This is a genomic window from Paraburkholderia sp. BR10141 (assembly GCF_056155635.1).
In genome coordinates, this window is record NZ_JBMIQH010000047.1 from 43,124 (window position 1) to 56,877 (window position 13,754).

The window sequence follows — 13,754 nt, forward strand, 5'->3', positions numbered from 1 at the left end:
GTATGTCCTCCGCCTGGCGCTTGTGCTGCTGTACACCGCCGGGCTGAGGCGAAGGGAGTTGCTACGGCTAACGTTGGCCGATGTAGACTCGCACGCTGGAGTCCTGCACATACGCGAATCAAAGTATCACAAATCGAGATAGGTTCCGCTTTCGTGCGGTGCCCGGCTAGAACTGCGCCGCTACCTCACGCGCCGCCTCGCTACCCCTCTCGACACTACGCCGTCGTCACCGTTACTGTGCAATATGCACCATGGTCTGCGGGGCTACCCTGGAACGGGATTGCATGAAGGTATCACGGGCTTACTGCAAGAAGCAGGCTTCCGGGATGCCGACGGGCGGGTTCCCCGTATTCGCGACTTTATGCATTCCCTTGCAATTGAAGCCCTGATGCGATGGTATCGTCAGGGGGCGGACGTCCAGTCCAACCTGCCAAAGCTCGCACTCTACATGGGTCATGTATCAATCGTATCGACTGCCTACTATTTGCGCTGGATTCCGGAACTCCGAGAGCTGGCGAGCGATAGGTTCGCGAAACGATTTGGCTATCTTGTTCAGGGAGAGCAATGATGAAACGGCGTCCTTGCTCCGGTGAGCTCGGACGGAGTCTTGTCCGATTCTTCCAGGATTATCTACCTACGTTGCGAGGGATGAGCCGGCACACGATCCATAGCTATCGCGACACGCTGGTGCTTCTGATGCGATTTCTTAGTGCGAAGCGACACTGCGGCATTGAACGTCTGGATCTTGCGGCGATCACCGCCGAATCGGTCGGACAGTTCCTGACATCTCTCGAGCGAGACCGGCACAACGGCATTGCCACGCGTAATGCCCGGCTTGCCGCGATTCATACATTCGCGCGGTTCTTGGCAACTGAACGTCTTGAACATCTGGCGGTGGCGCAGGCAATCCTCAGCATTCCATTCAAACGCGAGGCGCGGTCAGCGCCGATCGAATATCTCGAGCAGGACGAGGTTGAGGCGCTGCTGAATGCGGTCGATCGAGCGACCGCCGCCGGTCGGCGTGACTACGCGTTGTTTTCACTGATGTTCAATACCGGCGCAAGGGTGCAGGAGGTACTCGACCTTCGTATCAGACATCGACATGAAGCGCCATGCACTCCTTCAAGTGTTTCCCGACATATTGACGAAGGTATCGGCCGACCGAGGAACATTCGGACGCTTGCCGATTATCGACTGGTTGAAGCGACTCTGATACTTATGTGGAGTTCGAATCACGGCTGCCGACTATCACTATGCCTTGACCCACCGGACTCCACATAACGGTGCACTACACATAGATCGAGTAACGTTATGCAAAACGTTACTGGACGACCTGTCGTATGCTCGCAAGGATCGGGCCGAGACCAGCGTTCTGTTCGAGCGGATTGCAGAGAGGTATGAGCGAAAAAGTCTTCCGATAACTGCAAACGAAACATTCTCGGACTGGAATGACGTGTTCCCCGACCCCGGCATGACATCGCCGCCATCGACCGGCTTGTGCATCACTCGACGACCTTCGAACTCAACGTCGAAAGCTACCGCCGCCGCAAGGCCGGCGACAAACAAAATGCACTGCGGCGTCAATTGCACGACGACAACCCTGCCAATCCGTTCAGCGCCCAGTTGCCTGACCACGACAACGTTGCGCAGTAACGATGTGCGTCAACTACACGATCACGCAACGACAACTACGAAGGAGAAACGTCAAATATGAGCTGATATCGAACGACAACTACCCCGTTGACCGGCCAAAATAGTTGTCGCTGACCGGCCGTGCTGGTTGATGCTCTCTAACGCAAGGAATCCAGTACACCTGTCGCGGGACGTTGGGGGCTTCGAGCTGGAGTGTGAAGAATTGAACAAATAGGCGCACGCCTTGGAAACGAACTGCTCGCGACGGGTGCCCAGCCGGTCCAGCAGCGCGAGATTGAGCAGCCGTAGGGCGCTGAGCATGCGCTGGCGGCACTCGGCCGGTTCAAAAGGGTCTTTCGGGCGCGCCTGTCGATGGCGGCTTAATTCCAGGCTCGGGTGCCGTGAAATACGCTTTGATGGCGCCGCGTTTCGCGAATCCATGCCATGCTGCGCGGCAACGCCGTGCGGAAAATTCAAGATGTGCTAACCTCCATGAGGTCGATGTTTTGGCCCACCTTGACCGGCGGGTCTTTTCCCAGATACAGGCATCAATGAAAAATGCAGCGACCATGAAAGACAAACCGTATTTAAAGCATCCTTCGCAGCACGTCGTTACGCGAGATCAGTTGGTGCTTGATTACCGCTGCCACGTGCAACATGACCAGTCCAACCAGCAGTGCGCAACTTGCGCGATGCACCGCGAACAATTCGTCGGTTAGCGGGCCTTTCTGGAACGGAGTATGGATTTCAACCAGTCCGAAAAACGGATAGCCATTCGGCACCATCAGGAAGCCACTCGCCAGCACTGCAAAGATCATGACGTAAATCAAGACATGTACTACGCGTGCCAGTAGTTGCTGTTCGACGGACACATCGGGCAGCGCAGGTGGCGCGATTCTGACCAGCTTCCAACCCACCCTCAGCGGAAAAAGCGCAATCAGAACCGTTGCTATCGACATGTTCAGTCGCGACAGGAAATCATGCACAGGTCCATTGGCGACCCGGGTGAGCGAGTAACCCGCTACACTGGCGTAAATAATCCAGACAGCAAATGTCCAATGGAAAAATCGTGCGATACCGTCGTAGCGGCCCCGCTCGGTCCCGGCCGCCAGTTCTGACCAGTCGCGCAGGCCAGATTGGCCGTCTTGCGGGATCGCGGTTAGCGGCTCACCGGCACGCGAACTGGATCGCTTAGCCGCTCGTGACATCCGGTTCATAACCTCTTCCAGTCCGAAGTCGTTAGGCTGTATCGGGACGCCGCCACGCGTTCCGCCCTTTGCTGATTCAATGCCGGGGTCGGGCGGGTTCTGTCGCAGTAAGACCGAGAGGCCGTCCAAGACCGGTATGGTATGGATTTCCTTATCCAACCAGCGAACATAACTGCTGTGCGGGAGTTTGCACCAACGCCGCCATCGTTCAATTTCCCTTGACGATCATGTGTATGACTTCGATGCCACCCAGGAGAATGCGGACGCAACGAAATTCTTAAACCCGAGCATCGGGCGGGTCCCGCGCTTGATCGCGCGGTGGTCCTGCTCGACGATGTTATTCAGATACTTCGACTGACGGATACTGATCGGCGTCTCCCGCCCGGCGTTGATAGACTCAAACGCAGCGAGATTTGCCCCACTCTTGTCGTTCGGTCTCCGCCTCGGGTGCGCCGTTGCGCTCGATCGATTTTTCAAAGTGGCGCTTCGCGGCAGCCTTGTCAGAAATCGATCGCGTCTCCCGCTTTGTCCACGGCCCGGTACAAGTACTTCCACTGTCCTTTGACCTTGATATCAGTCTCATCCACGCGCCAACTCCTGACGACTTCGCGCTTGCGACGCCAAATGGCTTTTCCCGAACGGGCAGCAACTTGATCGCCCACCGGTGCACGGTTGAATGATCGACATCGGTGCCGCACTCAGCCATCATCTTTTCCAGATTTCGCAGGCTCAGTCCATAGTCCACATACGAGGGCACGCACATCAGCAGCATGACATCGAGCGGATGGTGCAGTCGCTTCAGAACCTTCGCAACTTCTGGGGCAAGAGCCGTTCGTGGCGTCAGTGCCTTCTTATTCATCGGGTCAGTACCAGTTCGTCAGACGCGCATTCTAGCGTTCCGGCACTAACGCGACACAACCATATTCGCGTCGACAACGCCAATTGCGTTCAGGCAGGTCATGAAAATTTGCATTCGTGACGCCCAGTACATCGCCGAACGCACTATGCGGCATTTCCATGTCGACTAAAAAATCGATTGTTTGGATAACACAGATCCACGTAACGAATGCATGCGTGCGAGAAATATGCGCGCTGATGGCTTCGCCAAATCAGCTTTCAGCCGGTAGCTTCAGCAATGTCACGTTGCTGACAGCGGCGTCGGGTGACAACTTGCAACGCAAAATACCGAACTGCTTTTATCACGGCGATCGCTTCTCCGCGACGGTAGGGTGCAATTTGGGTGCGCTGGTCTGTTACGCTCGGGATTTTGACGAGCACGAGCCAATGCGTAAGCTAAAAGACATTGACGGATTGCTCAACGGGCGCCACTTCGCTCGCGAAGTTATTGTCCTCTGTGTGCGCTGGTACCTGCGTTACACTCAGACTTCACCTCGCTGAAATAATTGCCGAGCGTGTCTGTCGATGTCGCACACGACGATCATGCGCTGGGCCCAGCGCTTCACGCCGGAATTCGTCAAACGCTGGAATCGGCTGGCCTTGAAAGCCGGTCAGCCGATCGACGAGACCTATGTGAAGATCCCTGCCAAATGTGTCTATCTTTACCGCGGCTTGACCGGGCGGGAAAACGGTCGACTTTGACTCCCGCCAAGCGAAATGTGGCTGCGGCCCAGGCGTTCTTTGCGAAGACGATCAGAAGTCAGGGGCGCCCTCGGGCTACGATCACGCTGGACGGTTACGCGTCTTACCGCGCGGTGTGCGAAATGAATGCCGATGGGACCTTGCCTAAAGACGCGACGTTGCGGTCCTTGAGATACTTGAATGATCTGATCGAGCAAGATCAGCGCAACATCAAGTCCAGGGTCAACGCGATGCTCGGCTTCAAATGCTTCAGAAACGCGACCGTCACGATCTCGGCCATCGAGTTGATGCATCGCATTCGGAAGGCGCAATTTGACCTTACGAACCTGCGCCTCGAAGATACAAATGCGCCCGCTATTTGGAAGGCAGTTCTTTCTGCTCAATGAGGTCGCCGCAAACACGCTGCTTCTCGCTGCTATTAAAATTGCACCAAAGCCGGAGTGTAAGGCCAACGCGCCTCAGGCGTCCGCGATCGAGCCGCGCGACACGCAGCTTTAATCGGCGACGCCCGGCGTCGGACCACGGTGCTGCGGATCGAGAGCACTCGTCACAGGGTTCGCCAAAAATCGCTGCCGCAGCCGATAGGCAGTTGTCCGGACGTCAAGCAACTGTCCAGCGCGCTTAGGCTGAACTCGAGTCAGCGGCCCCCTCCGAGCGGTCGCAACACCTAACACCGCCGCCAGCTTCGCGGCACGGCTGTCTATCTCGTCAGAGGACGCCATGGTGCCCCCTCGCCCGCGCTCTTGATCGCGCTAGCTGAATTAGGGGGAGCGGACGAGGCCGGCGGGAGTCGACGGCAACGACTACACTGGACCGTTGAGCGGCGCTGGGGAGACGGTCATGGAACTACGTTGGAAAATCTATCTGGAGCGGCCGGGAAAGGGAGAAAGGGGCACTGTTGGTATACCGGCAGTTACGACGCCGTGAAGCGCATGCTGCGCCGGCTTGCGGCAGAACGCGTCGTCAAGGCAACGACGCCCCTCGAATTCGCGGCCGCCGAAGCCACCCAGGTTGATTTCGGCGCCGGCCCCGTGCTCACGCACGAGTCCGGCATCCCGCTCAAGACGTGGATCTTCGTTATGACCCTGTGCTGGTCCCGGTATCAGTATGCCGAGGTTGTGCTTGACCAGACCGTCGAGACGTGGCTGGCCTGTCATCGCCGCGCCTTCGAATGGTTCAGGGGTTGTCCTTCCCGGGTGACGATCGACAACGCCAAGTGCGCGATCATCCGGCACTGCATGCATAGCCCCGAAGTCCAGCGTTCCTACGCGGGGGTCGCCGAAACGTATGGTTTCCGCATCGAACCATGTCCGCCGCACGACCCAGCCAAGAAGGGAATCGTTGAATCCGGAGTCAAGTACGCCAAGAAGTCCTTCGTACCACTACGCGAGTTCCGCGATCTGGCCGACGCGAACCGTCAGTTGCGCGAGCGGATCCTGCAGCAGGCCGGCGTGCGCGATCACGGCACCACGCACGAGCGGCCGCTCACGCGCTTTGCGATCGAGCGGCCGCTGCCCACGCGCCTGCCCGATGTGCCGCCAGTACTGGCCGTGTGGTCCGAGGTCAAGGTGTATACGGACGGCCACGTTGTCTACAAGAAGGCGCTGTACTCAGTGCCCTTCACGCTGGTCGGCAAGCAGCTATGGCTCAAGGCCACCGACACGGTCGTGCAGGCGTTCCACCGGCACGAGCTCGTCGCAACCCATCCACGGCTACGCAAACCGGGGGACCGCCACACCGTGCGCGACCACCAGCCGCCCGAGGCACAGGCCTGGCTCGAGCACGATCCCCAGTGGTGCCTCGCGCGCGCGAAGGACATCGGGCCAGCCCGCCACGCCGTCATCCTCGCGATGTTCAACAACACGGTGCTGGAAAACCTGCGCGGCGCAAAGGGCATCGTGCGCCTACGCGAGAAGGTGGGCGATGAGCGCCTGAACCCCGCATGCGAGCGTGCGCTCGCGTTCTCCGGTCCCCACTATCGCACCATCAAGACGATCCTCGACAAGGGGCTCGACAGCGAGGCTGCGGCGCCATCTACCGCAACGGCGCCCACCGATACCAACCTGAATGGTGGCCGATTCGGCCGCGACCTTCAATCCCTTCTGATCCATTAAGCCAGCCATGAATCCGAGTCCCGAACTGAACCCCATCCTCAAGCAGCTGCGCCTCTCGGGCATCCTTGACTCGCTCGAGCAGCGCAACCGCGAAGCCATTGACGGGCAGCTTGCCTACACCGAGTTCCTCGCAATGCTGCTGCATGACGAGATCGCTCGACGCGACACGAAGAAGTTGGGCGTGCGGCTTGCCCGTGCCGGCTTCGCGATGGGCAAGACGCTCGAGACGTTCAACTTCGATCTGGGGCCCAAGCTCGACTGAGCCTATATCCACGATCTCGCTACCGGTCGCTCCATCGACGAGGAGGTCTGTGTCTTGCTGGTCGGCGGAACAGGCGTCGGCAAGTCACACCTGGCGCAGGCATTGGGCCACTGCGCGGCCCGGCAAGGGCGTGACGTGTTGTTCATCTCACAGACTGATCTGCTCAAGAAACTGCACGCAGCTCGCGCCACAGACCTGGACGAGCGCAAGTTCCAGCAGTTCGTACGTGTGCCGCTGCTCATCATCGACGACTTCGCAGTCAAACCGCTGCACCCACCCCACGACGAAGACTTCCACGACCTGATCGCCGCCAGGTACGAGCGAGCGGCTTTGACCGTCACGTCAAATTTAGATCTGAGTGAATGGGGCGACGCGTTCCCCGACAACCGCATTCTGGGCGCCGTGATGTGGACCGGCTACGACACGGTGCCTATCGCGTCGTAATCGAGGGAGAGAGCTTCCGCAAGCCCAAACCGATGCCGGCGAGCAGTGAAAACGCGGTTGCCAAATCGGGCAACAAACGGCATTCTTGAAGCCGTTCGAATCTGCGCTTTACCCCCGCTTCCGCTGGCTCCATTACGCCGCCCCGTGGCAGCGAGCACCGGACGCCGACATTAGCGATTTGCTGCCGTTCAACTACGCGAAACGGCAAGCCGAAACGAGCGCGAACTGATCGGCCAATTGCGCGCCACCCATGAAGTCGGCGCGCAATACCCGAGTGCAGTCGTGGACATCGTCGGTCATGCCAGGCCGCCGCGATGCGGCCACGCTCGCCTCTCGGTTGCGAACGATTCTCCATCGGGTGTGGTGAATTTAGCGCTTACGGTTATCCCGCGTCGCCATCCCTCCAGCTCACTGCTCGGTTACGCGTGGAATTCGCGCTCGGGCAGGCGTGGAGTCAGCGTTCGGTTTGGCGTGGAATACGCCCTCATGGCCCATGGCAGGAGGTGCAATATGACTGCCGTCCAAGATTTTTTATGATCCTGGCGGGCGCGGCCATAATGGCTGAAAGTGAGCAGGCGTATGGAGGATATGCACAAGCCGGCCTTGCTGACCAAGAACCGGATGCGCTGTGACCCGCCCACTCTGATCGACCTCAATGGTCTGGATGCGTATGTCAAGGCTGCGCGCGAGCCTGTCCCCGGCCGCGTAGATGTCGATGAAGTCATGCTCATCGGCCAGGCCATCCGCGATCAGCCCGCTTCGCAATGCCTGCGCCTGCGCCTCGAGTTCCCTCGTCTGCTCCGTTTCCACCCCGGGCTGTCGCCTGATGTTGCGCACGAACTGAAGAACTGTATCCAGCAGGCAGTTGTTTCCCACCCCGCTGGCCACCCCCCTTCTCCGCGCTCGATTGCGCCAGAAACTCGTCAAGACTGCCATAGCTGCGAGCAAACTCGAACTGCTGCAGGACGGGCGCCTAGGCCGGCGCGGCACCCGCCAGGGGGCGGGGAGGCGGCTGGGCACGTGCGGCGCGCGCAGGGGGGCGCGGGGCCCAGCTACTGCGAAGCGCGTGGCTGGGATCCAGGGCCCGGGGCGCTACCGCAGGCGCGCTTCGCGTGGCGTTGTGCGGCCCGGACGGTGCGGCGTGCCGTTGTAGCTCGCGATCGCGTATTCGACCAGTTCCTCGAGCTCGTCGAGGGAAACATACAAACGCAGGCTACCCTTCGGATCACCCAGCGCCCGCCGCAGATCGCGCGGATGCGAGCCGGTGTAGCCTGGCAGGCGCGACGACAGGCGGCTTGCGACGGTCCCGAAAAAACGCTCGATGTAGGGTCGCTCGTCCGGGCTGTGGCGCGGCCCCGCATCGACAAGGCACCCAACGAATTCACAAAGTGCCCTAATCGTGTCGTCGGCCAGGTTCGCTTTTGCGTTGTCGAGCTTCATACGTTCCCACACGGCATACGCGAGCTCCGGCATACGCTGCGACGCGAAACCCTCTTGCGCACCGTAGCCGAGTCCGGCGATCGTGAAGTCCTTCACGCGACGAGGCTCAAGCGCGTTTTCGATGGTCTTGATGACATCGTAGCGGCTGTACTCGCTCGCCGGCACGATGTGATAGCCCAGCACGACGCGCGTGCACACGTCGATGATCACCAGCAGCCAGACACGTTCCATTTCGAATTCGTGTTCAAATCCCAGCGGATCGCGCACCACGGACTTGGGGCAGATATCGAGCCGGTGGCCGTCGAATTCGACGACCTGACAGGGACGAGTCGCCGGCACCTTCACGTCGTCATCAAAGCGCGGCACCCCCTTTCAGGTGCGATGCACCGGCGGCGCGCGCGGCTGTACCGAAACTGCGCAGCATTTCCGCCTTCAGCCGGCACGACAGGGAACGGATCGCATGCCCCGCGATGTTGAACGGATAATCCGCTGCAGTCAGGTCCACCGAGCGACACTGGCGCAGGAACTCGTCATGCATCGCCTGCAGGCACGCGAAGACGCGTGCGCAGGTGTTACGGTCGGGATTCGAAGTTTAGGAGGCGAAGTGACGAATTTAATGCGGACTTATGCGAATTGACGCTTTTATTACGATTCAAAGGTAAATAAAACCGTCACGAGGGGCGCGCTTTGGCTCTTGGTTACAGGGAACGGGTAGTGTCAAATTTATTGCGTCCTACGTCGAGCGTGCCACGTATGTCGACCTGCTCGATAAAGATGCGAAGCAGATCGGTTTCCGCGGCAGGGCGGCTCGTGACCCCATTGATCACCACGACGCACCACGTTTGACAGCCCTCAGGCTGTCCGCCCAGGTCACGGCCCCGATGTTGTCACGACTGCATCAGTGCGGCGCGGCAACTGATCGGCGTGGCGGAATATCCGGTTGGCGCCGAGGCGCTCGGCGATCGCGGCACCCTCGTCATTGTGCGACGTGGCCACGAAGCCGGCAGCACAATCCATCTGAATGAGCGCAGTCGACATGCCGCCCGAAGCGGCTTGCACCAGCAAGGACGGCGGACGCTGCGCTCATACTCCGCCGTTGACCGGGGCACTCTCGTGCACTTTTATCAGGTATCACATAAGAGTCAACGTGCCACGAGGGCTGGCTCTCGCAGGAACGGTGTACGTCAGCCAGAAGCCTGGCGTCGATGCGAGCCGGCCGATGGATAGCTTGACGTCGATCCAGGTCTGTCACAAATCCGGAAACAGGGGCAACCACCACCGCGTGCCAAGTCAAATTCTGGATGCTGGAAGACGTCGTGCTTCCCAAACCTAGTGCCCCTTCTTCCATCGCACTCGGGAGACCTGTCATGCAAACCGGACTCACCACTGGTTTTTCTCACGTCAAGCCGCAGGACACGTCACTCACGCGCGGTGGGCTGCGCGATTTCTTTGTCTATCGTGATCTGGAAATCGTCAGGGGCACAAGGTGGTCGCGCAACATTAGGGCAAATCTTGCGCCAAAGTCGGGCGCGGGCCGGCACCCGCATGAAGCAGATTTTCATATCGTCAGCATGCTCTAAGTCGGGGCGAGCTTCGTGTACACCGACAAGGAAACGCTCGTCGAAGCGGGTGATTGCGTGCATCAGGCGCCGTCCGTTTCGAACACGCGCCTGACATGGAGTACATCGAAATCGTGAGCCCTGCCGAATTTAAATCGGTAGACGCGGAAGCGCCGTGCCGGCGCCCAAGTAAGTATAAAGCGGCAGCAAGCGACACCCTGACGCATGCACAAGCTTGCCGCTGCACCTACAGTTGATATGTCCGCCGATTACTATGGCGGGTCACGAAGCCACGAACACGACCGGAGAAATTCATGCGCATCACGCTCCATCTCAGCACCTTCGACCGCCTTGACCCGAATGCCTATGCGATCCTTTGGCTCGACAACGACACCCACAAGTGGTCGCGCGAAGGTCATGCCGGTCTCCAATTCCCCGACTGGGGAAAGCTGCGGGTCGATGCTCGCGGCACGCTGGTGTGCGACCCGCATAATGCGCGCCCCCTGTTCATCCTCGACGGTCTCGCCGTGGAAGCCCAAACTGGCCCGTTCGAGGGGGAATCAGGCGAGGCACTCTGGTGCTGCACTGAATGCGAAAGCGGATCGGTCGTTGCAGGGCACTGGCATGTGCAGTGCGTCGACAAGGACACCGTGCTTGCCGAGCACAGCGTGTTTGCTGAGGACGAGGTCTGACCTCGGACGCGCCTTCGCCTCGTTGCATGCGAATCTTCGGTGAATCCCTGAAAGCCCGTGTCAGCGGGCTCGAACTATTCCAGTTCCGGAATGATGCGTCTGGTTAGGGACGAAGGATGCCGACGTCCAAATCGACCAACCCCTGCCGATGACACGAACTGGCTTTTCGAGCATCGTGCTCAACAACGGCCTCACCCCGGCGCAAGCCGGGTATTCGTACTTTTGGTGCAATTTCTGGCGATCTGATCGAAAAACCTTAAATACCACCACCTTGCACTCCTGCGGCTAGTCAGCAAAGCCTTGTAGCGTGGGGCTCTGAGGAACGCAAGCGCCAAAAATTGCACACAAAGATCGTGTCAGAGTGCAAGTCCTGCCGGCACAATTCTTTTACCCTCATCCCTGACCGTCGGAGATACGACCACGTTTGAAACTCCCACACGCCCACTTAGACGACCCCTGCATCGCTTGCAACGGGAGCCACACTCTGGTCAGCGGCCCTACGCTGCCAAACGACTTTTGCAATCGAGATATCGCTATACACCGCCCCCTTGAGCGCTCCGGTTGCGGAATTAAGGGTCGCCTCCGTACGCTTGCCGCCGGCGAGGATCTGTACGGGGCGTCTTCATCGAGACCTGCGAGCTGTCCTTTGATGCCTGCGAAGCGCGCCGTCTTGCGATTTGACTCGTGGAAGCTCGTCTTCCTACCGATTACTCGCAAGAGGTGTCGAATGGCAAGCGACTTGGGTCGCCGCGTCCCTGCACCGATTTCAGCTGATCGGTACTGACCTTAAACCTCGGAAACTTCATTTCCACTCCCGTACGATACTCCGCCGCTTCATCAGCCCAAATTTTCGGCAGATCAATGTCGGGATCCAGTGTTCTGTCCCAGAAATAACTTTGCATAGCCGAGCCACTTTCTGGAATTGAATCGGCGGTCGCGGTCCATACGAACGGCCGGCCGTGTTGGTTGTACTGCTCGATATATCGCTCGCTGGTGATGAGTTGCCGCCCGTTCTTGAACGACCCTCGACGGATCGCCTGCTGTGTAATCAGGCCCAACCAGCGTTCAACCTGATTCAGCCAGCTTGAGTAAGTCGGCGTGAAGTGTATGTGGTAGCGCGTATGCCTGGCCAGCCACGCCCAGACCTTGGGATGTTTGTGTGTCGCATAGTTGTCGACGATCAGATGCACATCGAGATCGGCAGGCACCGCCTGATCCACATGCCTGAGAAACGCCAGGAATTCCTGATGTCGGTGGCGCGGCTTACATTGCGCAATAACTTCACCCGTTGCCGTATTGAGCGCGGCGAACAACGACAGATATCGGGCCACCGAACTCTTCGAAATCCCTGTCTGCGCAGCAGCGGAGCGCACGCTCCAGTGCGTTGCCCCGTCCGGCTTCTCATGCAACATCCTCGCAAGCAATTCCGCGACTGCTTCATCATCATGCGTGCGAGGCCGGCCTGGACGGGCTTCATCATGCAGACCGGCAAGTCCGTGGGCAACAAAGCGCTTCTTCCAGTGCGTAATTGCAGGCTGTGTTACTTCGCACTTCGTCGCAATTTCTTGACCCGTATGACCGTCAGCGGCCATCAAGATAATGTTTGCCCGGCGCACGAGAGAGTGAGGCAGCGAACGCGAGCGGCTCATTGAGAGCAATTGCTCTCGCTCCAGATCCGACACGACAAGCTCGATCCCTTTGCGTCCCATGATCGCCCCCAACTCACCGTGATTCGATCATAGAACAATCTGAATTTACGTAAAGTTATTTCTGGGACAGAACACTGATATGTATGGACCGTGTCAAGTAGTGCGGTTCTCCGAGGTTTGACGGGTCAAGGGCGGGCGTGAGCCCGGCGTAGCGGACCCTTGACGCGACGTCGTTTTCCCATGCTATGCATTGGTCGTGAGGGCGACGCCTGTACGCTCACGACCATGCGAGACCGTCTCTCTGACGGTCGTCAACAACAGGATGCTTGGGCCAGGACCAAGGCGGTTATCCGACGGTTGATCATTCTGATATGCGCGGATTGGTTACCGCATGACAAACGAAACGTCGGGGAGCTGCCTCAATCTAGATTCGAGGGTTGTGCTGTTTCCAGTTGCCTCCTAGTGTCGCCGCGAGGGTTCTCCCACCGTTGCCTGGTCCTGGCCCAAACATCCTGTTGTGAGTTCAACTAACTTGTCACATCCCGGCTAGTCGTGCTTGAGGGGAGTGACGTGTTGCCCGATAGCCCAGATAAACCCGACGAGCTCGCGTGCAATGGCGGTACAGACCTGGCTCTTTAGCTTGCCGTGTGCCATCAGGTTTCGAAACCGCTGGCACAGCCGCTTTTGCGCCGACCACGCGATCTCCTGGACCTCTGGCGGTGTACGCTCTGCGCGCCGCTGCAGGATCGCAGTTTTTCGTGCGGCATGGCGGTAGGTCCACGCTGCTTCAACCAGCACGCGTCGCACATGGCTGTTGCCCGTCTTGGTGATGGCGCCACGGCGTTCGCGCTTGCCGCTGGAATGTTCGCTGGGCACCAGACCCAGATAGGCCATCAGTTGAGGCGCGCCAGCAAAGCGTGCGAGATCGCCGAGTTCCGCGACCACCGTCACAGCCGCGAGCAAACAGATGCCGCGCAACGCCATCAAGGCCTCGATCACCGGCCAGGCTGGACTGGCATGCGCGGCCGTCTCGACTTCGCGGTCAAGGCTGACCACGCGCCCGCCGCAGGCCTGCACTGTGTCGATATATTCCTGCAGGACGATCTGTTGCTCCGGCCGGGCGAACCTGATGCCTTCCAGCCAGCGCCAATGCGC

General features: G+C 59.2%; 10 protein-coding genes and 7 pseudogenes. 9 read left to right on the plus strand and 8 right to left on the minus strand.

Annotation, left to right across the window (positions count from 1 at the left end):
* Positions 1 to 13: 13 nt before the first annotated feature.
* From ACOJB8_RS36975 to ACOJB8_RS36990, 4 genes and pseudogenes are all read left to right on the plus strand, one after another.
* A complete protein-coding gene (locus ACOJB8_RS36975) occupies positions 14 to 142 on the plus strand; it encodes a hypothetical protein (RefSeq protein ID WP_475017119.1) in 129 nt (42 codons plus the stop codon).
* A 138-nt stretch (positions 143 to 280) separates the two neighbouring features.
* The gene (locus ACOJB8_RS36980; protein ID WP_475017107.1) at positions 281 to 568 is read left to right on the plus strand and encodes a site-specific integrase; all 288 of its coding nucleotides are present in this window, start codon (positions 281 to 283) and stop codon (positions 566 to 568) included.
* Positions 568 to 1,281 (plus strand): tyrosine-type recombinase/integrase, encoded by a 714-nt coding sequence (locus ACOJB8_RS36985; RefSeq protein WP_475017120.1) that lies wholly within the window; start codon positions 568 to 570, stop codon positions 1,279 to 1,281. The genes ACOJB8_RS36980 and ACOJB8_RS36985 overlap by 1 nt, the downstream gene beginning before the upstream one ends.
* 37 nt (positions 1,282 to 1,318) lie before the next feature.
* Positions 1,319 to 1,653: pseudogene (locus ACOJB8_RS36990) on the plus strand (ATP-binding protein); the annotation flags it as partial.
* Positions 1,654 to 2,219: 566 nt separating this feature from the next.
* Here the strand turns inward: ACOJB8_RS36990 and ACOJB8_RS36995 are convergent.
* The 3 genes from ACOJB8_RS36995 to ACOJB8_RS37005 all read right to left on the minus strand — a co-directional run bounded on the left by ACOJB8_RS36995 (position 2,220) and on the right by ACOJB8_RS37005 (position 3,699).
* Complete coding sequence (locus ACOJB8_RS36995) at positions 2,220 to 2,999, minus strand: cytochrome b (RefSeq protein ID WP_475017109.1); 780 nt, start codon at positions 2,997 to 2,999, stop codon at positions 2,220 to 2,222.
* A gap of 66 nt (positions 3,000 to 3,065) precedes the next feature.
* Complete coding sequence (locus tag ACOJB8_RS37000) at positions 3,066 to 3,344, minus strand: DDE-type integrase/transposase/recombinase (protein ID WP_475017122.1); 279 nt, start codon at positions 3,342 to 3,344, stop codon at positions 3,066 to 3,068.
* The gene (locus tag ACOJB8_RS37005) at positions 3,238 to 3,699 is read right to left on the minus strand and encodes a hypothetical protein (protein WP_441830792.1); all 462 of its coding nucleotides are present in this window, start codon (positions 3,697 to 3,699) and stop codon (positions 3,238 to 3,240) included. The genes ACOJB8_RS37000 and ACOJB8_RS37005 overlap by 107 nt, the downstream gene beginning before the upstream one ends.
* 425 nt (positions 3,700 to 4,124) lie before the next feature.
* On the opposite strand from ACOJB8_RS37005, the pseudogene ACOJB8_RS37010 reads away from it, so the two are divergent.
* The 3 pseudogenes from ACOJB8_RS37010 (at position 4,125) to istB (ending at position 7,348) form a co-directional block, all read left to right on the plus strand.
* A pseudogene (locus ACOJB8_RS37010) lies at positions 4,125 to 4,825 on the plus strand (IS6 family transposase).
* A gap of 516 nt (positions 4,826 to 5,341) precedes the next feature.
* Positions 5,342 to 6,553: pseudogene (gene istA / locus ACOJB8_RS37015) on the plus strand (IS21 family transposase); the annotation flags it as partial.
* 7 nt (positions 6,554 to 6,560) lie between these two features.
* A pseudogene (gene istB, locus ACOJB8_RS37020) lies at positions 6,561 to 7,348 on the plus strand (IS21-like element helper ATPase IstB).
* A 442-nt stretch (positions 7,349 to 7,790) separates the two neighbouring features.
* Here the strand turns inward: istB and ACOJB8_RS37025 are convergent.
* The 3 genes and pseudogenes from ACOJB8_RS37025 to ACOJB8_RS37035 all read right to left on the minus strand — a co-directional run bounded on the left by ACOJB8_RS37025 (position 7,791) and on the right by ACOJB8_RS37035 (position 9,737).
* Positions 7,791 to 8,147 carry a hypothetical protein gene (locus tag ACOJB8_RS37025; protein WP_475017111.1) on the minus strand — a complete coding sequence of 119 codons (357 nt, stop codon included), beginning with the start codon at positions 8,145 to 8,147 and terminating at the stop codon, positions 7,791 to 7,793.
* Positions 8,148 to 8,363: 216 nt separating this feature from the next.
* Positions 8,364 to 9,268 (minus strand): annotated as a pseudogene (locus tag ACOJB8_RS37030) (integrase); the annotation flags it as partial.
* A 301-nt stretch (positions 9,269 to 9,569) separates the two neighbouring features.
* On the minus strand, positions 9,570 to 9,737 hold the full coding sequence (locus tag ACOJB8_RS37035) for a hypothetical protein (RefSeq protein ID WP_218108692.1): 168 nt from the start codon (positions 9,735 to 9,737) through the stop codon (positions 9,570 to 9,572).
* A gap of 329 nt (positions 9,738 to 10,066) precedes the next feature.
* On the opposite strand from ACOJB8_RS37035, the pseudogene ACOJB8_RS37040 reads away from it, so the two are divergent.
* Both ACOJB8_RS37040 and ACOJB8_RS37045 read left to right on the plus strand, forming a co-directional pair.
* Positions 10,067 to 10,515 (plus strand): annotated as a pseudogene (locus ACOJB8_RS37040) (cupin domain-containing protein).
* A gap of 57 nt (positions 10,516 to 10,572) precedes the next feature.
* Positions 10,573 to 10,950: a DUF3564 family protein gene (locus ACOJB8_RS37045; RefSeq protein WP_475017113.1), complete on the plus strand. Its 378-nt coding sequence runs from the start codon at positions 10,573 to 10,575 to the stop codon at positions 10,948 to 10,950.
* 874 nt (positions 10,951 to 11,824) lie between these two features.
* Here ACOJB8_RS37045 and ACOJB8_RS37050 read toward each other — a convergent pair.
* Positions 11,825 to 12,659 (minus strand): annotated as a pseudogene (locus ACOJB8_RS37050) (IS630 family transposase); the annotation flags it as partial.
* Positions 12,660 to 13,145: 486 nt separating this feature from the next.
* The coding region (locus ACOJB8_RS37055) for a transposase (RefSeq protein WP_475017115.1) at positions 13,146 to 13,754 on the minus strand (609 nt) is incomplete at its 5' end.